Origin of the sequence: uncultured Desulfovibrio sp. (genome assembly GCF_902477725.1) — a bacterium.
Lineage (GTDB): Bacteria > Desulfobacterota > Desulfovibrionia > Desulfovibrionales > Desulfovibrionaceae > Desulfovibrio.
Genome location: NZ_CABSIF010000003.1, coordinates 55,316 through 78,051, shown reverse-complemented (window position 1 = coordinate 78,051; position 22,736 = coordinate 55,316). Strand labels below are relative to the sequence as shown.

The 22,736-nt window shown below is 57.8% G+C and carries 21 protein-coding genes and 3 tRNA genes; 15 read left to right on the top strand and 9 right to left on the bottom strand.

Annotated elements, in window-relative coordinates:
• The first annotated feature begins 98 nt into the window (after nt 1-98).
• The 4 genes from RDK48_RS03190 (at nt 99) to RDK48_RS03175 (ending at nt 4,479) form a co-directional block, all read left to right on the top strand.
• Complete coding sequence (locus tag RDK48_RS03190) at nt 99-1,142, top strand: glycosyltransferase family 10 domain-containing protein (RefSeq protein ID WP_298997925.1); 1,044 nt, start codon at nt 99-101, stop codon at nt 1,140-1,142.
• Complete coding sequence (locus RDK48_RS03185) at nt 1,139-2,089, top strand: glycosyltransferase family A protein (RefSeq protein ID WP_298997927.1); 951 nt, start codon at nt 1,139-1,141, stop codon at nt 2,087-2,089. Before RDK48_RS03190 ends, RDK48_RS03185 begins: the two co-directional genes overlap by 4 nt.
• A gap of 60 nt (nt 2,090-2,149) precedes the next feature.
• Complete coding sequence (locus tag RDK48_RS03180; RefSeq protein ID WP_298997929.1) at nt 2,150-3,325, top strand: iron-containing alcohol dehydrogenase; 1,176 nt, start codon at nt 2,150-2,152, stop codon at nt 3,323-3,325.
• A gap of 143 nt (nt 3,326-3,468) precedes the next feature.
• Nucleotides 3,469-4,479: a glycosyltransferase gene (locus RDK48_RS03175; protein WP_298997931.1), complete on the top strand. Its 1,011-nt coding sequence runs from the start codon at nt 3,469-3,471 to the stop codon at nt 4,477-4,479.
• Between the two features lie 239 nt (nt 4,480-4,718).
• Here the strand turns inward: RDK48_RS03175 and RDK48_RS03170 are convergent, their stop codons facing one another.
• The gene (locus RDK48_RS03170; protein WP_298997933.1) at nt 4,719-5,306 is read right to left on the bottom strand and encodes a hypothetical protein; all 588 of its coding nucleotides are present in this window, start codon (nt 5,304-5,306) and stop codon (nt 4,719-4,721) included.
• A 181-nt stretch (nt 5,307-5,487) separates the two neighbouring features.
• Nucleotides 5,488-5,564, bottom strand: a tRNA-Arg gene (locus RDK48_RS03165).
• A 186-nt stretch (nt 5,565-5,750) separates the two neighbouring features.
• On the opposite strand from RDK48_RS03165, the gene RDK48_RS03160 reads away from it, so the two are divergent.
• The 4 genes from RDK48_RS03160 to cysK all read left to right on the top strand — a co-directional run bounded on the left by RDK48_RS03160 (nt 5,751) and on the right by cysK (nt 8,760).
• Nucleotides 5,751-6,329 carry a UbiX family flavin prenyltransferase gene (locus RDK48_RS03160; RefSeq protein ID WP_298997935.1) on the top strand — a complete coding sequence of 193 codons (579 nt, stop codon included), beginning with the start codon at nt 5,751-5,753 and terminating at the stop codon, nt 6,327-6,329.
• A 105-nt stretch (nt 6,330-6,434) separates the two neighbouring features.
• Complete coding sequence (locus RDK48_RS03155; RefSeq protein WP_298997937.1) at nt 6,435-7,121, top strand: metal-dependent hydrolase; 687 nt, start codon at nt 6,435-6,437, stop codon at nt 7,119-7,121.
• Between the two features lie 43 nt (nt 7,122-7,164).
• Nucleotides 7,165-7,602 carry an Rrf2 family transcriptional regulator gene (locus RDK48_RS03150; protein ID WP_298997939.1) on the top strand — a complete coding sequence of 146 codons (438 nt, stop codon included), beginning with the start codon at nt 7,165-7,167 and terminating at the stop codon, nt 7,600-7,602.
• A gap of 201 nt (nt 7,603-7,803) precedes the next feature.
• On the top strand, nt 7,804-8,760 hold the full coding sequence (gene cysK, locus RDK48_RS03145; RefSeq protein WP_298997941.1) for a cysteine synthase A: 957 nt from the start codon (nt 7,804-7,806) through the stop codon (nt 8,758-8,760).
• An 834-nt stretch (nt 8,761-9,594) separates the two neighbouring features.
• Here the strand turns inward: cysK and RDK48_RS03140 are convergent.
• A complete protein-coding gene (locus RDK48_RS03140) occupies nt 9,595-11,268 on the bottom strand; it encodes an acetolactate synthase large subunit (protein WP_298997944.1) in 1,674 nt (557 codons plus the stop codon).
• Between the two features lie 102 nt (nt 11,269-11,370).
• Nucleotides 11,371-11,943: a D-sedoheptulose 7-phosphate isomerase gene (gmhA, locus tag RDK48_RS03135; protein WP_298997946.1), complete on the bottom strand. Its 573-nt coding sequence runs from the start codon at nt 11,941-11,943 to the stop codon at nt 11,371-11,373.
• 153 nt (nt 11,944-12,096) lie between these two features.
• Between gmhA and RDK48_RS03130 the strand changes: the two genes are divergently transcribed.
• Nucleotides 12,097-13,440: a deoxyguanosinetriphosphate triphosphohydrolase gene (locus RDK48_RS03130; protein ID WP_298997948.1), complete on the top strand. Its 1,344-nt coding sequence runs from the start codon at nt 12,097-12,099 to the stop codon at nt 13,438-13,440.
• Between the two features lie 123 nt (nt 13,441-13,563).
• Here RDK48_RS03130 and RDK48_RS03125 read toward each other — a convergent pair whose 3' ends face one another.
• Together RDK48_RS03125 and RDK48_RS03120 are read right to left on the bottom strand one after the other, a co-directional pair.
• Entirely contained in the window at nt 13,564-14,157 is a 594-nt protein-coding gene (locus RDK48_RS03125; RefSeq protein WP_298997950.1) for an adenylyl-sulfate kinase, read from the bottom strand.
• A gap of 260 nt (nt 14,158-14,417) precedes the next feature.
• Complete coding sequence (locus RDK48_RS03120) at nt 14,418-15,407, bottom strand: MBL fold metallo-hydrolase (RefSeq protein ID WP_298997952.1); 990 nt, start codon at nt 15,405-15,407, stop codon at nt 14,418-14,420.
• Between the two features lie 213 nt (nt 15,408-15,620).
• Between RDK48_RS03120 and RDK48_RS03115 the strand changes: the two genes are divergently transcribed.
• From RDK48_RS03115 to RDK48_RS03095, 5 genes are all read left to right on the top strand, one after another.
• On the top strand, nt 15,621-15,968 hold the full coding sequence (locus tag RDK48_RS03115; RefSeq protein WP_298997954.1) for a helix-turn-helix transcriptional regulator: 348 nt from the start codon (nt 15,621-15,623) through the stop codon (nt 15,966-15,968).
• Nucleotides 15,969-16,197: 229 nt separating this feature from the next.
• A complete protein-coding gene (locus tag RDK48_RS03110) occupies nt 16,198-16,794 on the top strand; it encodes a TetR/AcrR family transcriptional regulator (RefSeq protein WP_298997957.1) in 597 nt (198 codons plus the stop codon).
• 78 nt (nt 16,795-16,872) lie between these two features.
• Nucleotides 16,873-17,997, top strand: coding sequence for an FtsX-like permease family protein (locus RDK48_RS03105; protein WP_298997959.1), 1,125 nt, complete (start codon nt 16,873-16,875; stop codon nt 17,995-17,997).
• Nucleotides 17,998-18,007: 10 nt separating this feature from the next.
• Entirely contained in the window at nt 18,008-18,703 is a 696-nt protein-coding gene (locus RDK48_RS03100) for an ABC transporter ATP-binding protein (RefSeq protein WP_298997961.1), read from the top strand.
• A gap of 125 nt (nt 18,704-18,828) precedes the next feature.
• Nucleotides 18,829-19,659 (top strand): HlyD family secretion protein, encoded by an 831-nt coding sequence (locus RDK48_RS03095; RefSeq protein WP_298997963.1) that lies wholly within the window; start codon nt 18,829-18,831, stop codon nt 19,657-19,659.
• Nucleotides 19,660-19,791: 132 nt separating this feature from the next.
• Here RDK48_RS03095 and RDK48_RS03090 read toward each other — a convergent pair.
• Nucleotides 19,792-19,868, bottom strand: a tRNA-Asp gene (locus RDK48_RS03090).
• A gap of 11 nt (nt 19,869-19,879) precedes the next feature.
• Nucleotides 19,880-19,955, bottom strand: a tRNA-Val gene (locus tag RDK48_RS03085).
• A 305-nt stretch (nt 19,956-20,260) separates the two neighbouring features.
• On the opposite strand from RDK48_RS03085, the gene RDK48_RS03080 reads away from it, so the two are divergent.
• Nucleotides 20,261-21,295, top strand: a complete 1,035-nt coding sequence (locus RDK48_RS03080) for a polysaccharide deacetylase family protein (protein WP_298997965.1) — start codon at nt 20,261-20,263, stop codon at nt 21,293-21,295.
• A gap of 187 nt (nt 21,296-21,482) precedes the next feature.
• Here the strand turns inward: RDK48_RS03080 and nspC are convergent, their stop codons facing one another.
• Nucleotides 21,483-22,703 carry a carboxynorspermidine decarboxylase gene (gene nspC / locus RDK48_RS03075; RefSeq protein WP_298997967.1) on the bottom strand — a complete coding sequence of 407 codons (1,221 nt, stop codon included), beginning with the start codon at nt 22,701-22,703 and terminating at the stop codon, nt 21,483-21,485.
• Between the last annotated feature and the right edge of the window lie 33 nt (nt 22,704-22,736).

The window sequence follows — 22,736 nt, the reverse complement described above, 5'->3', positions numbered from 1 at the left end:
TTCAACATCCGTTGCCGATGCGCCCTGGGCAAAGGGTATTGCTAACCGGCCTCTGACCAGAAAAAAGCGGGCCGGGGCCTTGTCATTGCGAGGCTTTTGTGGCTGAAAGTTCGACCCTGTTGTGCTATTTTGCCACCATCCCCGAGGCCTGGCCCTGGATGCGGCAGACAGAAGACGGCAACGGCGCTATGGGCCGTGTGCAATTTGTGCTGGCCTCGCCAACCCCCCGCTCCTTTTCCTCGCTTCCCACTTCGGCAGAAACTTCCAGCACATGGCTCGTGGTTTTTGACGAAGCCCCGGCGGGTTTCAGCACCACAGTGCCCCGTGAACGACGCATCCTCTTTGTCACCGAGCCGCCTGAGATCAAAAAATATCCCCGATCCTTCCTCGGCCAGTTCGGCACGGTGGTGTCTCCTTATGACTTGCGCGGTGTCGAGCGGCGCAGCATGGTCATCAGCAACCCCTGTCTGAGCTGGCACTACGGCGTCGAACGCTCATCAGGGAAAAACATAAGTAAATTCAGCAGCCTTAACGAATTGCGCACATTTCCCATGCCAGAAAAAACAGGCTTGATTTCCGTAGTCTGTTCCACCAAGACGGCAACGTCGGCACAGCGTGCACGACTTGCACTGGTAAGTATGCTCAAAGAGAGGCTTGGGGACGCGCTGCACGTGTACGGGCGCGAATTCAATCCCGTGGATGACAAAATGTCGGCCATTGCGCCCTATAAGTACCATGTGGTGCTTGAGAACAACTACCTGGACAACTTCTGGACAGAAAAACTGTCCGATGCCTGGCTTGGCTGGGCGCTGCCGCTCTATCTTGGAGCACCCAACCTTGGCGCTGTTTGCCCCGCACCCGGATTTGTGCCCTTGCCGCTTGGCGATCTGGAAGCCTGTGCGCAGAGCATTCTGTCTGCAATCAAGAGCCGTTTGTGGGAGGCCCGGCAAGCAGAGCTTGCCCAGTGCCGCAACTGGATACTGGAAACCACCAACGTTTTTGCCCGCGCAGCCCGGATGATGGAAACAGCGCCGGATTATTGCCGCAGACAGCCTGCGCTCGGCAGACCGGAACCCATATTTGGCTCGGGGCGCGATGATGTGGCCGCCATGTACAGGCAGGTGAGGGGGGAACGCCTGTGAGTTCGTCCACTCCAGAAATCACTGTGGCAATGCCCGCCTATAATGCCGCCTCCCATCTGCTTGAAGCGATAGAGTCCATCCTGGCCCAGAGCTTTGAAGACTTTGAGCTGCTGGTGGTGGACGATGGCTCCACAGACAATACCCTTGCCCTCGCACAATCCTGCGCCGACAAGAGGGTTCGCGTTGAGCGCCTGCCTGCCAACAAGGGGCGGGCCACGGCGCGCAATATGGCCATGGGCCGTGCGCGCGGCAGGTATCTGGCCTGGATGGACGCGGACGACATAGCCATGCCCCATCGGCTGGAAGCGCAACATGCCTGCCTTGAGGCCAAGCCCGACATCCACATCTGCGGTGCGGGCATCCAGTACTTCGGGCAGTCCAGCGCACTTGAACTCTTTCCAGAACAGCCGGATGCCGCCCGCGCGGCCGCGCTCTTTGGGGTCCCCGTGCCCAACTGCTGCGTCATGGTGCGGCTGGACGCGGTGCGCGCCTTTGGCTTACGCTATGACGCGGCGCTTGCAAGGGCGGAGGACATGGGCTTTTGGGCCGATGCCCTGCTCAAGGCCGGATTGCAGGCAGTCAATTTGCAAGAGCCGCTGCTACACTATCGTTATACGTCAGCAGCCCATGCCCGCCAGTGGCATATGCGCGCTCTGCTTGGGCATGTGTTTCCTCCGCTGGGTATCCGGGCGACAGGCGCACAGGCGGCACTGCACGCAGGGCTGATCTATGGCGGGCTGACAGAGCCGGGAGCAGCGCTACGCTGGCTTGATACCCTCTGGCAGGCCTGGGCAGCCCGTTATGGGCACGATGAATATATGCAACGCCATATGCTTGTTTTTATGGCGCGCATTCTGCGCGAAGCCTCGGCGGATGCAGCACAGGCGGATCAGACAGGCAGGCTCTTGCGTACACTTTCGCTCGCGGCGCTGGCAGAAAATATCTGATGCTCACGCCCTGGCAGGGCGCTTTGGGCCCGCGCGTTCTTTACAGTCAGGAGGATTACCATGCACGATTTTACGTACTACACGCCCACCAGGGTTGTTTTCGGCAAAAATACAGAGCAGCAGACCGGTGCACTCGCCAAAGCCTGCAAATGCCGCAAGGTGCTTATACACTTTGGCGGGCAGAGCGCCCTGCGCTCGGGCCTTGTGGCCAGGGTCAAGACCTCTCTCGAGGCTGAAGGTCTGTCCTTTGTGACCCTTGGCGGTGTAGTGCCCAACCCCCGGCTTTCGTTGATCCGCGAGGGCATTGAACTGGCGCGCAGAGAACAGGTGGATTTTGTGCTGGCAGTGGGCGGCGGCAGCGTTATCGACTCGGCCAAGGCTATTGCTTACGGCGCAGCCAACGAGGGGGACGTGTGGGATTATTACATGGGCAAGCGCAAGCCGGACGCATGCCTGCCCATTGGCTGCGTGGTGACCATCGCCGCCGCAGGCAGCGAGATGAGCAGTTCGACCGTTGTGACCAACGAGGAAAACGGCTTCAAGCGCAGCTTCAAGACGGATATGGCCCGTCCGGCCTTTGCCGTCATGAATCCGGAGCTGACCATGTCGCTGCCGCCCTTTCAGACGGCCTGCGGATGCGTGGATATTCTCATGCACACCATGGAACGCTACTTCGGGCACGGCTCGAACATGGATATAACGGACAGCATCGGCGAGGGCCTCATGCGCGTGGTCATGCACCATGCCGCCGTACTGCGCGATGATCCGGCCAACTACGACTCCAGAGCCGAAGTCATGTGGGCCGGCAGCCTTTCGCACAACGGACTGACCGGCTGCGGTTCTGACGGCGGCGACTGGGCCACTCACATGATTGAACACGAGCTGAGCGGCATGTTTGACGTGGCTCACGGTGCGGGGCTGTCTGCCATATGGGGCAGCTGGGCGCGCCATGTGCTGCCCCTGCGGCCTGACCGCTTTGCCCTGTTTGCAGAACGGGTCCTGGGCATTGCCCCGGCGGAAACGGAAACCATCACGGGCTTGCGGGGCATTGAGGCCATGGAGCGGTTTTTCCGCTCGCTGCACATGCCCACCTCGCTGAAAGAGCTGAATCTCGCGCCTACTGATGCGCAGATTGCCGAAATGGCCGAGAAGGCCCTTGTGGGCAAAACCCACATTGGCAGCGTAAAAAAACTGTTGCCGCCCGATATTGTCGCCATTTTTGCTGCCTCGCGGTAGGTGAGACTGGCGTATAAAGCATTGTTGGCCCGTTTCAGGCCGGGGTAACCAGACTACCCCGTCCGAAACGGGCTTTTTCCGGTCTTGTGCCGGGGTCATTGAGGCAGCCTGCGGGCTGCGTAAAGCGACATCAGGAGCCAGCCATGCATGATGCATTTGAAGGCCGCATTGACGTGAGGTTCCCCCGCGCGGTGGTCACAGGCGTAACCGGCAACTGGGCCTTTGCCGCTGGCACGGTGCTGCTGGCGCTTCGGCGGCATAATCCGGGGATGGAGGCCGACATCATCGTTTTTTGCGATGAATCACTGCTGGAAACCGATGCCGCGATACTGCAAAGCCTTGGTGCGCAGCTTGTGCCGTTTAGGCCTGTGCCCGCAGAGCTGACGGCGGAGGCGCTGGAGGTCTTTTCGCCGCTCAGTCTGGCAAAATTTGACTGCTTTGACCTGCTGCAACGCTATACGTCTGTTGTATGGCTTGATGCGGACGTGCTGGTTCAGGATAGTCTGGAAGGCCTGTTTGATTGCGGCCCCCTGGGGTTGGCGCTGGAAGACCCGGAGTTTTCCGACCCTCCGGGGGCCAAACCTGCGCAGATTAATCTGCACGAAGCTATTGAGGGATTTGACGGAGGCGCTGACAACCTGAATTCGGGCGTCATCGTATTCCGTAATGATTTGCCAGCGCCGGAGGCCCTGCGTCAGGGCTGCTTGGAATTTGTGTGTCGGCACGGCGCGAAGTTGCGTTACCCTGATCAGGCGGCCTTTAACCTGTTGGCGCAGATGCTGCTGCGGCAGTATCCGCAGAGCGTTTTTCAGCTACCACAGGGCTTCAACGCGCATCCACGTAATCCAGCGGCGGCCTTTGCGCCTGTGGTTCATGCCTTTGGAGCGTACAAACTGTGGAATGACGGCCTCACCGCCACCTGCTTTCCTGAGTGGCAGCGGGACTATGCCCGTTGGCAACGCTTTGGCGGCAGCCCCTATGCGGGAACAGTAGAAAATGCTGAATTTCTTGAGGGTGGCGCGTTTTCACTGCTCGGCGGGCTGTGCGGTACCATTGAAAAAGCTGAGGCAGCCATTGCCGACTTGCAGCAAAAGCTGGAAAAAGAAGCAATGGTTAGGGCCAGACTCGAAGCGGTGGTCAGCAGGCTCGGGTGAGGGTGCAGCAGCCCGGTAGGCCAGTGGGCTGCGCCAGCCGCGTGCAAAATGGGCGGCTTTGCCATGAGGGTAAGAATTTGCCGTGCCGATAATGCACGGCGCGTAAGCGCATGCATCAAAAAATGGAAGGAATGGCGAGAACATTTCACGCAGGGCGGCTGTAGTGCCGTCTCAAATCAATCCTGCATCACTGCGGCCATGTTTCTGACTACAAAAACAGCCCCATACCAATCCCCTGGTCACAGCGTTATGCGTGAGCAGGGTTCTCCTTCAAATAAGAGTTTCGCAATCTTGCGAAACGCGGGCTGAAAATCTTTCCATAACATCGTGGTGACATCCTGAGGATTAATAACACCCAATTCAAAGCGCACAGATATGGATCGCGGCAAAGAAGAAATTTTTAAATCCATGACCTTTATGGTAACTATCATATATCGTTGTGGGTCTTTTTCATTAAGACGTGAAGTCTGTGCGGTATATAAATACAGGTATACTATATAACGCGCATTGTTGGCCTTAGCCAATTCATTGTCTTTGTACCAAGGCTCGTGTCGATCACCGATAATGGCCTGCCTTGTAAATGGGGTAAAGGATTTCTGGAACATTTTCGCTAACTGAACTTCAATATCTGGATATCGTGTGCTATCTACAGGCATGCCGTAGCCTTCTCTTCGGTCATCGCCATGAAGTATTCCACTATCCGGTACAATATATACAGTTTCACCGCGCTCTATAGTTCCGAATTCAGGCGGACCAAAATCTGTCAGTCGTTTTGTGCATCCACACAATATCAGCAGTATCATTATAATAAAAGATAAGTGGCGCATGCGTCTCCCGCTTAAAGTATTTGAAAGTGACACGTTGAATACTATAGGTAAATGAATGGTTCAATGGGGCCATAAATTATACAAAACCGCGACTTGCAAGAACTGCGCTGAAGGAAAGGCGTGGAGAAGAAAATATACAAAAAGCGGTCAGCTTTTTACAGCTAACCGCTTGAATTCTTGATGGTGCGCCCGGCGAGATTCGAACTCACGGCCTTTGGCTCCGGAGGCCAACGCTCTATCCAACTGAGCTACGAGCGCATAAGAACATTTCTGATATGCTTTGTATTGGCGGCTGTCAAGGCGTAGGGCTGAACCGACTGTCTACCAACTCGCGCGCCCTTTCCCGCAGACACTATGGGAGAGGCAGGTTTGCGCGCCGTAGCAATGTGCGTTAAAAATCAGGATGAGGAGCAATTGCTCTGTGATATTTTATGCGGAGAATGCATGCGTGATATTCTTGTTGGGGTGAGCGGGGCCAGCGGCATGCCCTTGGCCCTGTGCCTCATGCGGCTGCTGGCGGCCATGCCCGAAGTGCGCACCCACTGCGTGGTTTCCGATGGTGCGCGGGCCGTGCTGCGGGCGGAATGCGGCGCGGACGCCGAGCGGCTCACGGCTCTGGCGCACACCGTATATGCTGCGGAAGACCTGGGCGCAGGCCCGGCCAGCGGCTCGTGGTGGCGGGGCGGCAGCGAACCAGCAGCCATGCTGCTTGTGCCGTGCTCCATGGGAACAGTCGGGGCCATTGCCAGCGGCGCCACGCGCAACCTTGTGCACCGGGCTGCGGATGTGGCGTTGAAGGAGCGCTTGCCTCTGGTGATGGTCACGCGCGAAAGCCCGCTTTCCGCCATCCATCTGCGCAACCTGCTTACCCTGCGCGAGGCTGGCGCGGTGATCATGCCGTTTTCTCCCTGTTTTTATCTGCGGCCTGCTGGCGTGGAGGAACTGCTGGAACAGTTCTGCGGCCGTATCTTTGATCAGGTGGGCCTTGCGCATGGTCTTGCCCGCTGGGCAGGTCAGGCCTAGCGCAAGCAAAGGGCGGCACCACGCCGCTCCTCCTCCATTTGCCGTCTTCCGTTCCTCAAAGGCGCGTATGTTTCTGAATTGTTAAAGTCTTACGCTGGAGGCAGCATGAGCGACATAACCTGGTTTGGACACTCGGCATTCAAAATCAGCGCGCCTGACGCGCAGGTGATCATTGATCCTTTTTTTGCTCCCTCTGCGGGGATATCGTCCAGCGCGGCAGGTGATGTGGATATTGTGCTGGTAACCCACGACCACGGCGACCATGTGGGTGATGCCGTTTCCCTGTGCCGCCGCACCGGCGCGCAGCTGGGGGCCATTGTGGGCACGGCGGGCAAGCTGGCCGAAGCAGGTGTGCCCCAAGAGCAGATTCTCAACGGCATTGGCTTTAACATGGGCGGCACCCTGACCCACCAGGGCGTGAGCATGACCATGACGCAGGCCTACCATTCCAGCGATTCGGGCGCTCCGGCGGGCTATATTGTGCGGATGCCCGATGGACTCACCGTATACCATGCGGGCGACACCTGTATTTTCAGCGGCATGGATCTGTGGGGTCAGCTCTACAGCATTGACGTGGCCCTGCTGCCCGTGGGCGGCGTGTTTACCATGGATGCGCGTCAGGCAGCTCTGGCCTGCAAGCTGCTGCGCTGCAAGGCTGCCATTCCCATGCATTGGGGAACGTTCCCTGTGCTGGCGCAGAGCGCAGCAGGGTTCAGGGCTGAGCTTGAAAACCTGCATCTGTCCTGCCGTTGTGTGGAAATGGCCCCCGGCGAGACCGTAAGCTTCGGCTGATTTTTTCCTGCGGTTGCACCGCCTTTTCCCGCAAGGATTACCCATGAGCGTTTCACTCAAATGCCAATACGGCTTGCGTGCCCTGTTTGAGCTTGCCCGGCGCACGGGCAGCGGCCCCACGCGTATTCAGGAGATTGCAGAGGCACAAGCCATTCCCCCGCGTTTTCTTGAGAACATTCTCAACCAGCTCAGACGCGGCGGCTTTGTGGACAGCCGCCGCGGCAAGGCTGGCGGCTTTATGCTGGCCCGTTCTGCCAGCCAGATCACCACGCTCGAGGTTATCCGCTTTCTGGACGGCCCGGTGCATCCTTTTGACTGCGAGGGCGACAGCCCTGTGCGCAAGTGTTCCCTTGGGCCGGACTGCGTGTTCATGCCTTTGTGGCAGCGGGCGCGGCAGGCATTGGAAAACGTATACGGCGGCACCACGCTTCAGGATCTTGTGGACGCTCAGGCATCCGCTATCCCCGATTTCAGCATTTGATACGAGTTTACCTTCGCCTCTTCCGGGCGGGCAGAAATATTTTTGCATCAGGCCTTGCCTTTCAGGAGCTCTGTTATTATCACTTAGTCAGTCGAGTTAATGTATTTAATGCCGGGCCAGGGGTGTCATGCCCGCCGACACGGCTGAACCATACAATCTGGATTGCACGCAGCATCGCCAAGGCGGGCAAGGAGAAAGCATATGTCCAGAATTTATCAGAATAATCCCCTTTCCATCGGCAATACTCCTCTGGTGCGGCTTAACCGCGTGGTCGGCCCCAAGGCCATAGTGCTGGCCAAGATTGAGGGCCGCAATCCCTCCTATTCCGTCAAATGCCGCATTGGTGCGGCCATGATTGCCGATGCCGAGAGCCGTGGCCTGCTACGCCCCGGCGTGGGCATTGTGGAACCCACCAGCGGCAATACGGGCATTGCCCTGGCCTATGTGGCCGCCGCCAAGGGCTATGAGCTTACGCTCACCATGCCGGAAACCATGAGTCTTGAGCGCCGCCGCGTGGTGGCCATGCTTGGGGCCAAGCTGGTGCTCACGCCCGGTGCGGAGGGCATGCCCGGTGCTATCAGAAAGGCCGAAGAGCTGGTGGCTGCCAACCCCAGCGCGTATTTTATGCCCCAGCAGTTCAAGAATCCGGCTAATCCGGCCATACACGAAGCCACAACCGGCCCGGAAATCTGGAACGACACTGATGGGCAGGTGGACGCCATTGTGGCGGGGGTGGGCACAGGCGGCACCATTACGGGTATTTCGCGCTATCTCAAGCACACGCGGGGTAAGAACATTGTTTCCGTGGCTGTGGAGCCTGAGGCGAGCCCGGTCATCAGTCAGCATCTGGCTGGCAAGCCCCTGCAACCCGGCCCGCACAAGATTCAGGGCATTGGTGCTGGTTTTATTCCTGAAACGCTGGATGTCAGCCTGCTGGACCGGGTGGAGACTGTGGGCAACGATGAGGCCATTGAATTTGCCCGCAGGCTGGCGCGCGAAGAGGGTATTCTTGCCGGTATTTCTTCTGGCGCTGCGGCAGCGGCGGCCGCGCGGCTGGCGGACTTGCCTGAATTTGAAGGCAAGACCATTGTGGTCATTCTGCCTGATGCGGGCGAGCGGTATTTGTCGTCTGCCCTGTACGAGGGCATTGGCGAGTAGAAGAGAAAAGAAAGGCAGGAAGGCAGAGAAGGGCTTGGTGGCAGGGGGAGAGCCTGTCGAGCGCATTTACGCAAACCCGACTTTTACGCCCTGAATGCGTCAGCGCCAGGATTTTGATGCTCACGTACTTGAGTACGCTGCGCTCAAAATCCTGGCGCTTCCTTTTCAGGCCGCAAAACGCGTATTTTGCAAATTCGCCCAACACCAGCCTTTAAGGAAGGTTACTCCACGACCAGCTTCTTATGGCGGCTGAAATTTTTGACGCACAAGTGACCTGCTTCTGTGCCCGAATGCGCTTGGTTATTGCTTATGCGTCATGGGATGCATCATGGGAATCGAATTTTTACGCTGCAATTCCCGATAATTCTGGCGGCAATATGCATCAGGGTAAGCGCAAGGTCACAAAGCACTCCCATTAATCGCAAATATTACAGAGGTATTGGGCTGAAGCGGACTTACATTCAAAGCGAAAGCATCCTCTGGCATTAACGCGGCGCGGAGGGAGATCACCTGAGCGAGCGCAGCGAGGGAGGGAAGCTCCCACAGCGGGAGACGCGTTGCCCTCGTAGCCTGACGGAAATTGAAAACGTTTCTTAGGGGGGTGTTCCGGGGGGAGTGCAGAGGGGGCCAAGGAGGGGCGCAGTCCCTAACAGGCCCCCTCTGCACCACGCCGGGGAGGCGAAATCGCACGCCGCGAAGGCGTCCCAAATTCCGCAGGGCGGCGGAATAACAAGCCCGAAGGGCAGAAAAAAATAACCGGATATCGCAAAAGAAACAACAAAGCGGCCACATCCAGCAAAGATGCAGCCGCTCTGTCAAAAGAATATCAACCCCCTACAACTCATCCAGCGCACACAGCGCAGGCGTCAACTCACCCAAACTATTGATAAGCGCCATGTTCTCGCTGTAGTCCACAGGGCAGGCCACCAGCGACACGCCGGGCTCGTCCAGAGCCTTTTGCAAGGTGGGCAAAAGCTCGGCGGCGCTTTCAATGCGGTAGCCCTTGGCGCCAAAGCTTTCGGCATAGGTCACAAAGTCGGGATTGCCAAAGTCCACGCAGTCGTGCGAGCCGGATTCCATGTCCATCTTCCACTTGATGAGTCCGTAGCTGTCATCCACCCAGATCAGTATCTTGAGCGGAATATTCTCGCGGACAGCGGTTTCCATTTCCTGCGAATTCATCAAAAAGCTGCCGTCGCCCATGACGGCCAGCACCTTGCGCTCGGGGCAGGCCAGATGCGCGCCGATGGCTCCCGGCAGGGAAAAGGCCATTGTGGAAAGGCCGTTGGAAACAATGCAGGTCAAGGGCGCATAGGTGGGGTAGAGGCGCGCCATCCACATTTTTATGGCCCCGGTGTCGGCCAGCACAATATCTTCATCGCCCATTGCAGCGCGAATGTCGCTCACGATGCGCTGCGGCTTGAGGGGGAAGGCATCGCTCTGGCGGCCCTTGGCAAGTTCGGCCTCCACCAGTTCGCGGATTCTCGCCCCGCGTCCGGCGGAAAGCAGAGGTTCCGCCCCAAGCTCCTTGGCCAGAGAGGCCAGGGCAAGGCCCACATCGGCCATGATGCTGATCTCGGGAATATAGTGGGCGTCCACATCGGGCATGAATGTGTTGATGTGGATGATGCGCTTGTTTGAATGCGGATTGATGCGCATGGGCGTGAATTCCTGCAATTCGTAGCCAATGGAAAGAATCACGTCCGCTTGATCGAATGCGCAGTTTTCGTAGTCGTGCCGCATGAAGCCAATGACGCCCAGCGACTGCGGGCTGCGGTCGCTGATAACGCCCTTGCCCATGAACGTTGTCGCCACGGGGATTTTGTAGCGCTCGGCAAAGGCGGCCAGCACTGCGGCATTGCCTGTGCGGGCCACGCCGTGCCCGGCCATGATAACGGGCTTGCGCGCGCAGCGCAGCAAGGCTGCGGCTTCCGCCACCGCAGCGGGCGATGGTATGGCCTTGGCGCAGGGTGCCGCCTTGAGGGGCAAGGCCTCGGGCATGGGGGCCGCTTCCACATCTTCAGGAATGGCAAGGTAGGTCGCGCCGGGGCGCTCCTCCTGCGCTACCTGAAAGGCATTGCGCACCATTTCGGGCACTGCCTGGGGCGTCAGCACCGTATCCGCCCACTTGGTAACGGGCTTGAACATGCCTACAAGGTCAACAATCTGGTGCGATTCCTTGTAGATGCGCTTCAGCCCCACCTGGGCGGAAATGGCCACCAGAGGGCTTGAATTGGTCTGCGCGTCAGCCGCGCCCAGCAACAGGTTGATGGCTCCCGGTCCGAGAGTGGCGGCGCACACGCCCGCCTTACCTGTCAGGCGGCCATAAATATCGGCCATCAGGGATGCGCCCTGCTCATGCCGGGCAAGAATAAAGCGGATGTCGCCGGAGGCGGCCACAGCCCGCACAAATTTGATGTTTTCCTCACCGGGGATGCCGAAGACGTACTTAACTCCCTCGGCCCTGAGGCATGAAACAAGGAACTGGGCTACGTTCTGCTGATCCATGGCTAACCTCGTTGGGGGCGTTTGCCCAAGGCTCATTCCCTGGGATGACTGGCCGGAAAGGGCATGGTGTAATCCTGCCGTGCGCCGATTTTGCGGTCGGGCCTATTTTTGCGTCACGGCGCGTTCAAGCACGTCGGCCCAGTGGTGCAGAATGAAGATATGGGCCTCCTGAATGCGGGCCGTGACATCGTGGGGCACAATAACAGCCATGTCGGCCAGGGATTCCAGCTTGCCGCCGTCGCGCCCCAGCAGGGCGATAGTGGCAATGCCCTGAGCGCGGGCCTCGTTGACGGCTGCGATGATGTTGGCCGAATTGCCGGAGGTGGAAATGCCCACAAAAACATCGCCTGGGCGGGCAAGGGCCTCTACCTGGCGAGAAAAAACATCGTTGAAGCCGTAGTCGTTGCCGATGGCCGTGAGGTTTGACGTGTCCGTGGTCAGGGCGATGCAGGCCAGCGCCTTGCGGTTGCACTGAAAGCGCCCCACAAGCTCTGCCGCAAAGTGCTGGGCGTCCGCCGCCGAGCCGCCATTGCCGGCAATAAGCACTTTGCCGCCTGCCCCAAGGGCCGCGCCAAGCCTCTCTGCCGCCGCTTCCACGGCGGGGCGCATGGTCTGTAGCGCGCCAAAAAGCTCCAAATGGGCGGAGAGGGACATATCAAAAAGCGAATTCGTCATGATCTGGCCTTGCTGCACGGTTTGGTTTCCCCGTAGGACATCGGTTTTGAAAACGTCGTGCAAGCCTAGCAAGGGTGGGAACAAAAGAAAAGCATCAGACGCCCGCGCTTGCGGCACTGGCGCGCATGCCGTACATGCAGGGGAGGAGGCATTATGAGCACATTCAAAGAGCAGTGGGCGCAACTGCTGGCCCCCAACCGCAAAACCGGCGCGGGCATGAAGCTCGACACGCTGGACGCGGTGCGTAATCCCTTTCTGGTGGATTATGACCGGATCATCTTTTCCAGCTCCTTCCGCAGGCTGGCAAGAAAAACCCAGGTGCACCCGCTGGTGCGCAACGATCATATTCACAACCGCCTTACCCATTCGCTTGAGGTGAGTTGCGTGGGGCGATCCCTTGGCCTTGGCGTGGGCGATGCCTTGCGGCAGCGCGGCGACCTGCCCGAGGGCTGCACACCTGACCACTTGGGCCAGATCATTCAGGCCGCCTGCCTGGCGCACGACATAGGCAACCCGCCCTTTGGGCATGCGGGCGAGGAGGCCATCCGCGACTGGTTCAAGGATTCCGTCAACAAAGAGCAGTATTTCAAAAATCTGCTGCCCGCAGAGTGGGCCGATTTTACGGCTTTTGACGGCAACGCCCAGGGCTTCCGCGTTATCAACGCGCTTGAAAACAACAAGGACAGGGGCGGCTTTCGCCTGACATTCCCTGTCATTGCGGCTCTGGTGAAGTACCCGCGCTCGGCCTATGAAGCGCAGGGCGTGGGCAAGAGCAAGTTCAATTTCTATACGGCGGAACGGGATCTTTTCGCCGAAATCTTCGGCGCGATGGGGCTGGCGGAAGGCGCTGGCTGGCGCAGACATCCGCTTTCGTATCTTTTGGAAGCGGCGGATGACATTTGCTACCGCATTATCGACATGGAAGACGCGCGCGAGCTGCGCATCATCACCTATGCCGATTTTAAGGCCGCCATGACGCCTCTGCTGGATGTGAACTGTCTGGACGATCCGCGCCTTGATTCCATGGATTCCGACCGCAGACGCACCAGCATGCTGCGCACCACGGCTATGGGCCGCATGATTCCGTCCATCACGCAGACGTTCATGGACAATTACGAAGCCATCATGGAAGGGCGGCTTGATGGCTGCCTGCTGAACCACGCCCGCGAGGATGTGGCCGGGTTCATGCGTGAGGCGGGGCGGGTTTTTAACAGCAAGATAATGAACAACCCGCAGAAGACGGCGTTGGAAATAGGCACCTACACGCTCTACCGGCGGTTGCTCGACGTGTTCATTCCTGCCTGCTTCAACTTCACCAAGGGCAATGCCATGAGCTATCAGGAAACACGTGCCCTCACGCTCATGGGGGCCAATGCCCCGAGCAGGGAAGACAGCCTGTATATGGCCTATCTGCGGGTGCTGGATTTTGTGTCCGGCATGACGGACGACTACGCTGCGTTCATTTCGCAGCAGTTCTCCGGCACAGCGGGGCGGTGAACCTCCGCAGTCGAGAGCGCAAGCTCACTGATAATTAAGGATGCCGCGCAACGCGTGCCTTGGGCATGTGCTGCGCGGCATCTTTCGCCGAACCTGTCTATGCAGGTTGTCAGGTGCGCCCCGTTAAAGGGCTATGGCGGCATTCATAAACGGTCCCGAAGCCTGCGGCAACATGCGGCGCCCGGTGTCTGCCCATTCGCGGTCTTGGGCAAGGGTGTCAAGCGTGAGGTCGCGCAGCTGCTCATAGCATTCCACCAGCGAATACCTGTCGGTATCAATGATGCAGTGGGGGCTGCGGGGTTCGTCAAAAGCGTCAAAAACTGAATCCAGGGTCGAAAGGTCGCCGCGTTCAGCCTTGGCATACAAGCCCTTGGCATCGCGCTGCACCAAAGCTTGCAGCGAGCAGCGCACCCATACCTCGCGGTACATGGGCAGCATGGCCCGGTTGCTCTGGCGCATGTTCTCATATGGGGTGGCAGCTGCGACCACGCATACTTTGCCCTGCGCCTGCATGCTCAGCGCGTAATCGCGCAGGATATCGGTATTGCGCACGCGATCCTCAGGGGTAGCGGCGGACAGTCCGTTGCTGCGGCAGAAGGTGTCGGCGTCGATGAATTCAACGTCAAATCCCTGCCCGTCAAGATACAGGCGCAGCAGTGAACCAAGGGTGGTTTTTCCACTGCCGGAAAGTCCCAGCAACCAGATTGTCGGCGTCATACTGTCCTCGCTTGCTTGCAGTGCGGTTATGCGTGTGGCAAACCTGCAATAATGTATGCAAATTTCCGGCCAGTATTAAATTTTTTTAGTAAGTTTGTGCTGTTAAGAATATCCAATAATTGGGGAGTGCGGCAATTTTGACAGTGTTGGCCCCATTCCACCTTGGGCAATCCCTCGCGGGATCACCCAAGGCGTTTACGCGGGCAAACACAAGCTGCGGGGTGTGAGGTTGGTGTGTGGCTGGCGAGAGAAGAGCATTGTTATTTTGCAGGGCGTTGAACGGCATCGTTGACATAGGGGATGGGGAACCACTGATACCCCTGCCCCGCCTTGCCCACGTGCCCAATGCCGGGAAAGGAAATGTGCGCTCCAGCCACAAGGTGCCCCTTTTCTGCGGCTTCTGCAAAAAGACGCTGCCTTTGTCTGACGGCTCCCTCGGGGTCAAGGTCGTACTCAATGGCCGTATCCGGCAAGGGAAACTGCGCCTCAGCAACATGAACCGTATCTCCCCAGAACAGCAATTTTTCACCGTTGCTTTCAAGCAGGTAACAGGTGTGACCAGGAGTGTGCCCCGGTGCGGCCACGGCGTATATCCCGGGCAGCAGCATTTGGCCCGCTTCAAAACGTGCCACCTTGCCTGCGCTGAGGTAGGGGGCCAGAGATTCCTGCCCCTTCACAAACATGGGCCTGAAATACTCCGGCGATTTTTCCATCTGGGCCGAACTGAGCCAGAATTCGGCCTCAACGCGGTTCACATGCACGGTGGCGGTGGGAAAAACCCTTTTGCCGTCCACCGTGAGTCCGCCAGAGTGGTCGCCGTGGATGTGCGTGAGCAGTACGTCCGTGATATCGCCGGGCTTGAATCCGGCCCCCTCAAGGCTGGCTGCAAGTTTGTTTACGGTCGGGCCGAGCAGCTTGCCGGAGCCAGTGTCCACGAGTATGCGCCGGTTTTGGGCGAGGATAAGAAAGGCGTTGACTGAGGTAGGTCTGGGCGAGGGCACATACGCTTTTTTAAGGGCGTCTTCTACCTGATCCTGTTTAGGGCTGATCAGCCTTGCGTTGCTGTTCAATGTGCCATCAGAAATTGCCGCCACATGCACATCCCCCAGCTGCAACCAATAGTAGCCCGCCTGTCTGTAAAGCGGCGCGGGGGGCGGCGTAGCTGCAAGCGAAGGCTGCGGCAACAGTGCCGCGCCGGGCAAAACAAGTGAAGCGACCGCTGCCTGTTGAAGAAACTGGCGTCTGTTCATACGACCTCCTGTTGCGCTGGGATCACCTGGGGCAAGGATGCAGCGCATGCATGCTTGAATGCCCTCTAGCCCCAGTATATGTTTGGTTTAGCGGAATGCATACGCGTATTGTTCGTTAGTTCCGTTTTTATGAACAATTGGGGCGGGTGTCAATACATCTGTACACAGGTTGACGTCTGAGTCGCCCTCTTGCCTTTATACCAGGAAAAAATGATGAAAACCCTGCACCATCCGGCTGTTGAAGACGTAACGGTCGAAGGTCTCCTGCACGCCCTTTCTGACCCTGTGCGCGTACAGATTCTCAAGGAAATCATACGCTCAAGTTCACCCAAAACGTGCTCTGACTTCCTGAACATGCCGGACAGGGCCATACCCAAGTCGACCCTTTCGCAGCATTTCAGGATATTGCGTGAGGCCGGTCTGATCCGCAGCGAGAGAAGCGGTGTTGCGCTCAAAAATACTCCGCGTTGCCAGGAATTGCAGCCCAGATTTGGCCGGATGATCGCTGAGATTCTGGCGGCGTATGCCGAGGAGTACGGCAAGAAAAATGCGGATGAATAGAGGCGGATGGAAAGACGGCATCATTGAAGGCTGACATCGGTTCAACCGTTAGCCATCAATCATTTTCATATAACAGACTGGACCCCCTCGGCGCGAGTCAGTTTTCGCCAATCAGCGAGCTTTAAATGGTATTGTCGGTTGGATGAAGTATGGCTGTTGACATGCGGGTAAAGAATTTATAATAGGAGTGAACACTTCGTTTATTAATAAAAGGTGCAGGAGACTTCCCATGGCCCGACCAAAAAATGAAAAGCTTGAAATCCAGCGGCGCGAGGAAATTTTGCAGGCTGCGGCCCGCGTGTTCCGGGCCAAGGGCTTTCATCTTGCCAGAACGGAAGACATCTGCACCGAGGCCAAAACAAGCGCGGGAACACTGTTTCGTTATTTCAAATCGAAAAAAGAAATCATCGAGGCTATTATTGAGGCAGAAATGAAGGCCAACGATGAGGATTTGCTGGCTCTGGCCCAGCGACAGTCCGTAGAGGGATTGGCCACGCTGACGGCAGAAGAATTGCACGAAATGCTCCGCCCCAGTGGGTACGGGCTGGCAACAGAGAGCTGGCTTGAACTCTCTCGCAGTCCGGAAGGCAGAAAGGAGCTTGCCGCTTCATCTGCCAAGCTGGAAGCGGCCCTTGCTGCCCTGCTGGCGCAAGGGCAGGCCGAAGGCTGGGTGCGCTGTGATCTCAACCCTAAAGGCGCTGCCAACTTGTTGCTTATTTTGTATACCGGGGTGCAATTTGATGCAGACCTCGGCATGGATATCGATTATGAAGCCTCGGCTCAGGCCATTTCAGACCTTATCAAAAGCTTTATTCTGGCAGCCTAGGGTGTCCCACAGCATTTTGTGCTGTGCGAATGTTCGTTTAATAAAATGACGGAGTACTCCGTTTATGGTGGGGCATACATGGTTTCCATCGCGCGTTCGAGCCTTTTATACGAGTGGCGGCGCTATCTGGCCGCAGTGCTGGCAGTTACCTTTGCCGGGCTTTTGACTGTGGTACAGCTGGCCCTATTGCTCGGTTTGTTCAATACGGTGTCTGTTCCGCTGGATCAGTCAACGGCAGAACTGTGGATTGGTTTTCGCAACACGGCAAGTGTGGATCTTGGCCGGGCTGTGAGCCAGAGCGCCGACATCAGAGCCTGGATGCATCCGGGCGTTGCCTATGTTGAAAGGTTTGTCAGCGCTTACGGCGATCTGCGAAGGGCAGATGGCGTGCCCGTCTCTGTGATTATCAACGGCATTGATACCAGCGGGGAGGCCTCGGCCTTTTCGCGGCTGCTCACGCCAAAACAGCGTGCCTTGCTGCGCGAACCAGATGCCGTGTTCATTGACGTAGCAGATGCAAACAAACTTGGCGCAGACGGCAGCACCCTGGTGGAAATCAACGGCAAAAGGGTGCGTATCGCCGGCACAATCAAGGGGCTGCGTGCCATTGGCGGTGTGAACATGCTGGCCTCGCTTGCTACGGCACGGCGGCTTGCTCCAGAAACTGCCAACCAGACAACGTATTACATGGTGCGTCTCAAGCCTGGCTTTGCCGCAGAAGAGGTGCAGAAGGAAATTGCTGATTCTGGTCTTGTTTCGCGCTACAGCGTGTGGCAGGCTGAGGATTTTTCTGTTCAGTCTCAGGTTTACTGGCTTTTTGAATCAGGCAGCGGTGTGGGGACCGGCTTTGCTTCCTTGCTGGCCCTGCTTGTGGGCGTGGTAATCACCAGTCAGACCCTTTCAGCGGCCATCACCGCATCCATCAAGGAATTTGCGGCCTTGCGGGCTTTGGGAGTGTCCAGGCGCAGCCTGCGTTGCGTGGTCATCGAGCAGGCTGCCTGGATTGGCTTTATTGGACTGCTGCTCACGGCTGCGCTCACCGTTGCCATTGCCCTCCTGGGCGAGAGCGCCAATATCGCCATGGCTTTTCCTGTGTGGCTGCTGGCAGGAAATGCTCTGATCATGATGGCCATTGCAGCAGGTTCCGGTCTGCTTGCGCTTAAACCTTTGCTCAACACCGAACCGGTCACGCTTTTGCGCTAGGAGCCTTGCAGTGTCCAAAATTCCCACATTACAGGCCATGGACATATCAAAGGCCTTTGTTTCGGGCAGTATTTCGCAGCAGGTGATCAAACAGAGTTCGCTCAACGTGTTCTCAGGCGAACTCACCCTGCTTGTGGGGCCTTCAGGTTCAGGAAAAAGCACCATGCTTTCCATACTGTCTGGTTTGCTGCACCCAGATACCGGAAGCGTTATGGCTCTTGGCACTAATTTGTGGAGCTTGGGTGAAGAGGAACTGGATATGTTTCGTCTGGAGCATTGCGGGTTCATCTTCCAGGGCTTCAACCTTTTCGGCTCGCTAAGCGCATTGGATAACGTAACCCTGCCTCTCCAGTATATGGGCATTCAGGGGGAGGAGGCCAGAGACAGGGCGAGGCAGGCTCTGGAAGAAGTTGGGCTTGGCGGGCGTTGCCATTTACGGCCCTTTGAGCTTTCTGGCGGCGAAAAACAGCGCGTTGCCATAGCCCGCGCGTTTGTCAAAAGGCCGCAGATGATTTTTGCCGATGAACCAACTTCCGCTCTTGATAAGGCCAACAGCGAAACCGTCATAACCCTGCTTCAAAGCATTGCCGGACAGCACAATGCAACCGTGCTAGGCGTCACGCATGATCCGCGTCTGCTTTCCCACGCCGACAGGGTTATTCATCTTGAAGACGGCATTTTAAAGCAGGATCACCGTAATCCGTAAGTAATTTCCGTGGAGTACAAATGAACAGTCTTACCGTGCGTGCAAAAAAAATGTGCGGAGTCGTGCTTTGCATCATACTGTGCGTGTCCTGGGGGTCTTTGCTGGCAGCCGGTCAGAGGCGGGAAATGCCCTCAGCCCCAATTGCGGAAGTGCTGGCCAGCGCCAAGGGTCGTGTGGATGTGGAAGGAGGCGTGATCAAGCTTGCTGCCCGCAGGGACGGCGTAATTACCGCTGTGATGGCCGAGGAAGGGGAAACGGTGCAGGCTGGCCGCGTGCTGGCTTGTCTGGATGACAGCCTCGCGCGCAACAGGCTGAATCTTGCGGAGCAGGAGTTGAGGCATACAGAGCTTCAGGTGCGGCGTAACGAAATCGTGTTGCGCGCGGCGCAGAGGGAGCTGGAACGTCTGCGCCCCATGATCAAAACCAGGGCTGTGGCCATGCGAGAATTTGATCAGGCGGGGGATACCCTTGTGGTAGCTGAAGTCGATCTGCGCAGTAGTATTGCCGCAGTGGAGGTGGCCCGTGCCCGCGTAGTGGTCGCGCAGAATGAAGTCAACGAGTACAGGATTGTTGCGCCGCTTGATGGCCGCATTGTGCAGCGGCAGGCGCGTCCGGGTAACGGGGTGAGTACCCTGAATGTGACCCCCCTGTTCAGCTTTGTGCCCAATAGCCCGTTGATTGTTCGGGCAGAATTGGACGAGCAGTATCTGTCGCAAGCCTCGCCGGGGCAGCGTGTGCTTATTGTGCCCGAGAGCGATCAGTTTCACACGATGAGCGGCACTGTGCTGCGAATCGGACGGGTAGTGGGCCAGCGCCTGCCGCCGGAAGATCCGGCAGAAAAGCAAGACACAAGGGTTGTAGAAGTGGTGACGACCCTTGAGGCTGGCAGCCTGCTGATAGGACAAAGGGTCGTTGTGCGGTTCCTTGCAGACGGCGGGAGCCGTCGCAAGGACTGACAGCGAGGCCTCAGGGTTTTCATAATGGATAAAAACAGGGCCGCCCGCAGTTGCGGACGGCCCTTGAATTATTGCGCGTGGGCTACAGATAAAAGAAACGGGAGGTCAGTGATCTGACCTCCCGGTGACTTCTGGCGGAGCGGAAGGGACTCGAACCCTCGGCCTCCGGCGTGACAGGCCGGCGTTATAACCGACTTAACTACCGCTCCGTTTTTTGGGATGGTGGGCAGTACAGGACTTGAACCTGTGGCCCCCGCCGTGTGAAGGCGGTGCTCTACCAGCTGAGCTAACTGCCCTCCCGGCGAAAATGAGTTCTACGCAAACACCCCCTCAGAGTCAAGCGAAAAAAATAAAGTAAAAAAATTTTTACAAAGCAAAAATTTTAACATGCTGATTTTTAAGAAAAAGTTAAAAAAATGCCCCATTATGTCCTTTTGCTTGTGTTGCGGTGCTTCTTGGGGAGTGCTAGACCTCCCTTAGCACATTACAGATCGCTGAACGCCGCTGTTTTCGCGCTTCCGGCGCAAAAGCAGCACAGTGGACGCGCCGCCGTGGAGGCGGTTTTCTGTTTTGGGCAATTCGCTGTTGAGGCACAAGAAAAATGAGATTTTTTTTCAAGCAGATATGCCTGGCGGCCTGCTTTTTTGCAGTTGGGCTTGCTGCCCAGTCGGCGCAGGCGCGTGTGGTGGAAGGCAACGTCATCATGGATCAACCCATGCGGGAGAACCTGTGCGCCCTTACCTTTGATGACGGCCCGTCGATAAACACGCCGCATCTGCTGGACATGCTGGGAGAATACGGCATCCCCGCCACGTTTTTCATGTTGGGCAACCAGGCCGAGCGCCATCCCGACATAGTAAAGCGCGTCATTGCCGAGGGTCATGAAGTGGGCAACCACTCCTATTCGCACCCCAATCTGCGCGTAGTCAGCCTTGCTCGCAAAGAAGAAGAACTGCGCCGCACAGATACCATATTGCGCAACCTTGGGGCCTCGCCCCAGTTCATGCGCCCGCCCTATGGCTCGTATGACGCCGCTACTGAAAAAGTTGCGGCCGGTCTTGGGCTTTCCCTCATGCTCTGGTCCATGGACAGCCGCGACTGGCAGCGCCTGCCAGACAATTACGCCACCCTGCGCAACAACAGGGGCACGGTCTACGCGCCGGGTACCCTACGCGGTATCTTTTTGTTCCACGATTCGCACAAGCGCACTGTGGACGACCTGCCGCGCATCATCCGTGATCTGCGCGCTGGCGGTTGTCAGCGTTTTGTGACCGTGACCGACTATCTTGAGGGGCTTATGGATCCCGAACCCGGCCTGCTCATGACGCGCGTCAAGCGCGGCGCACCCGGCATGGATGAGCCTTCCATGGTCGCCCGGCATCAGGTTGAAGGTGTGCATCAGTCAGAAGAACTGCCGCCGCACAGCTTCCCTGCCGGTTCGGCTGATATCCCTCTGGCGCGCAGCAGCACCCCTTGGCAACTGGAGGAAAGCCCAAGCCCTGAGATGGCCGGGCAAGCCGCATTGCCGGGCACTGCCGCGCATCCCGCGCAGGATGCTCCCCAGCCTGCTGGCAGCAGTGCAGTCCAGCCGAGAGAAGGCTCCGCTCTTTCCCCGGCGCAGGCTCCGGCCTCCTGATACGGGATTAATGTTTCTTTTGACATTGCTCTGCCAAAGGCGTGTAATTCAGCTATGGCATGAGAGCATGCCTCCAGATTTTCCACTGTCCTCCCCCCCACAGGGAAGTACAAATGAAAGGCCCGGATCAACAATCCGGGCCTTTCTGCTTTCCAACAGAGAATGATTCGTGGACAGTTCTGTCCGCTTATGAAAGCCGCGTTCTAAAATCCTGGTAGCCAAATTCCCGCAACATGCGAAAGCGCGTGTCGCCCGATGCATCAGCTTCGCAAATGCCGATGGATGGCAAGCGCAGACCGTTGAATGTGGTGGTTTTGACCATGCTGTAGATGGCCATGTCTTCAAACACAAGCCGCTGGCCGGGCACAAGAGGCGCGTTGAAAGAGTATTCACCGGCCACATCGCCCGCCAGACAAGATTTTCCGGCAAGGCGGCATGTCCAGGCCTGTTCTCCGGCCTCGCCTGCCAGTTCTGCCACATGTGCTGATTCGTAGCGCACACGCGGACGGTAGGGCATTTCAATGACATCGGGCATGTGGCAGGGAACGCCGATATCAAGAATGGCCACAGGCATGTCGGCCTGCACCACGTCCAGCACTGTTGCCACAAGCCAGCCTGCGTCCAGAGCCACAGCCTCGCCTGGCTCAAGGTATATCTGCGCGTTGTAGCGGTCGCGCCAGTCGGTCAGGCAGCGGCAGAGCAGATCAAGATCATAGCCGGGCTTGGTGATGTGGTGCCCGCCGCCAAAGTTGATCCAGCGGCATTGCGGCAACCATTGTCCAAAATGGTGTTCAACGGCCCTCAGGGTGCGCTCAAGGGCATCTGCCCCCTGTTCGCACAGGGTATGGAAATGAAGCCCGGAAATGCCCTCCAGGGCCGCAGGGTCAAAGTCTTTGGGTCTGATACCCAGACGCGAGCCTGGTGAGCAGGGGTTGTAGATGGCGGCTGCGCCCTCGGAATGCTCTGGGTTGATGCGCAGGCCGCACTGAATCTGGCGGTCCGGGCAGCGGCTCTTGTTCTGCATGGTCACTGCGGGTGCGAATTCGCGCCACTGGGCAATGGAGTTGAATACCAGGTGATCCACAAGGGTAAGCAGCTCGGCCATCTCGCGCCGGTTCCATGCAGCGGCAAAGGCATGCACCTCGCCCCCAAAGTCCTCCCGCGCCAGCCGCGCTTCGTCCACAGAACTTGCGCAGGCTCCCCACAAGGGGCCGTGCCCCTTGGTGCGCGAAAGGAGCGGAAAGGTTGCCCAGGCTGCGTAACCCTTGAGCGCAAGAAGAATCTTGGCCCCGGTGCGTTCCTGAACTGCGCCCAGAGTGGCGGCATTGGCCAGAAGCTGCGCTTCGTCCAGAACAAAACAGGGCGAAGGAATGCGGGCGGGATCGAACAGAAGGTTCTGGCAGTGCATGGATGTTCCTTTGAACAAAGAGAGTTTCAGTAT

Excerpts from the sequence above, each read along its gene's own strand:
- RDK48_RS03180 (WP_298997929.1), top strand. The coding sequence starts at position 2,150 with ATGCACGATTTTACGTACTACACGCCCACCAGGGTTGTTTTCGGCAAA.
- RDK48_RS03175 (WP_298997931.1), top strand. The coding sequence starts at position 3,469 with ATGCATGATGCATTTGAAGGCCGCATTGACGTGAGGTTCCCCCGCGCG.
- RDK48_RS03170 (WP_298997933.1), bottom strand. The coding sequence starts at position 5,306 with ATGCGCCACTTATCTTTTATTATAATGATACTGCTGATATTGTGTGGA.
- RDK48_RS03160 (WP_298997935.1), top strand. The coding sequence starts at position 5,751 with ATGCGTGATATTCTTGTTGGGGTGAGCGGGGCCAGCGGCATGCCCTTG.
- RDK48_RS03155 (WP_298997937.1), top strand. The coding sequence starts at position 6,435 with ATGAGCGACATAACCTGGTTTGGACACTCGGCATTCAAAATCAGCGCG.
- RDK48_RS03150 (WP_298997939.1), top strand. The coding sequence starts at position 7,165 with ATGAGCGTTTCACTCAAATGCCAATACGGCTTGCGTGCCCTGTTTGAG.
- cysK (WP_298997941.1), top strand. The coding sequence starts at position 7,804 with ATGTCCAGAATTTATCAGAATAATCCCCTTTCCATCGGCAATACTCCT.
- RDK48_RS03140 (WP_298997944.1), bottom strand. The coding sequence starts at position 11,268 with ATGGATCAGCAGAACGTAGCCCAGTTCCTTGTTTCATGCCTCAGGGCC.
- gmhA (WP_298997946.1), bottom strand. The coding sequence starts at position 11,943 with ATGACGAATTCGCTTTTTGATATGTCCCTCTCCGCCCATTTGGAGCTT.
- RDK48_RS03130 (WP_298997948.1), top strand. The coding sequence starts at position 12,097 with ATGAGCACATTCAAAGAGCAGTGGGCGCAACTGCTGGCCCCCAACCGC.
- RDK48_RS03125 (WP_298997950.1), bottom strand. The coding sequence starts at position 14,157 with ATGACGCCGACAATCTGGTTGCTGGGACTTTCCGGCAGTGGAAAAACC.
- RDK48_RS03120 (WP_298997952.1), bottom strand. The coding sequence starts at position 15,407 with ATGAACAGACGCCAGTTTCTTCAACAGGCAGCGGTCGCTTCACTTGTT.
- RDK48_RS03115 (WP_298997954.1), top strand. The coding sequence starts at position 15,621 with ATGAAAACCCTGCACCATCCGGCTGTTGAAGACGTAACGGTCGAAGGT.
- RDK48_RS03110 (WP_298997957.1), top strand. The coding sequence starts at position 16,198 with ATGGCCCGACCAAAAAATGAAAAGCTTGAAATCCAGCGGCGCGAGGAA.
- RDK48_RS03105 (WP_298997959.1), top strand. The coding sequence starts at position 16,873 with ATGGTTTCCATCGCGCGTTCGAGCCTTTTATACGAGTGGCGGCGCTAT.
- RDK48_RS03095 (WP_298997963.1), top strand. The coding sequence starts at position 18,829 with ATGCCCTCAGCCCCAATTGCGGAAGTGCTGGCCAGCGCCAAGGGTCGT.
- RDK48_RS03080 (WP_298997965.1), top strand. The coding sequence starts at position 20,261 with ATGAGATTTTTTTTCAAGCAGATATGCCTGGCGGCCTGCTTTTTTGCA.
- nspC (WP_298997967.1), bottom strand. The coding sequence starts at position 22,703 with ATGCACTGCCAGAACCTTCTGTTCGATCCCGCCCGCATTCCTTCGCCC.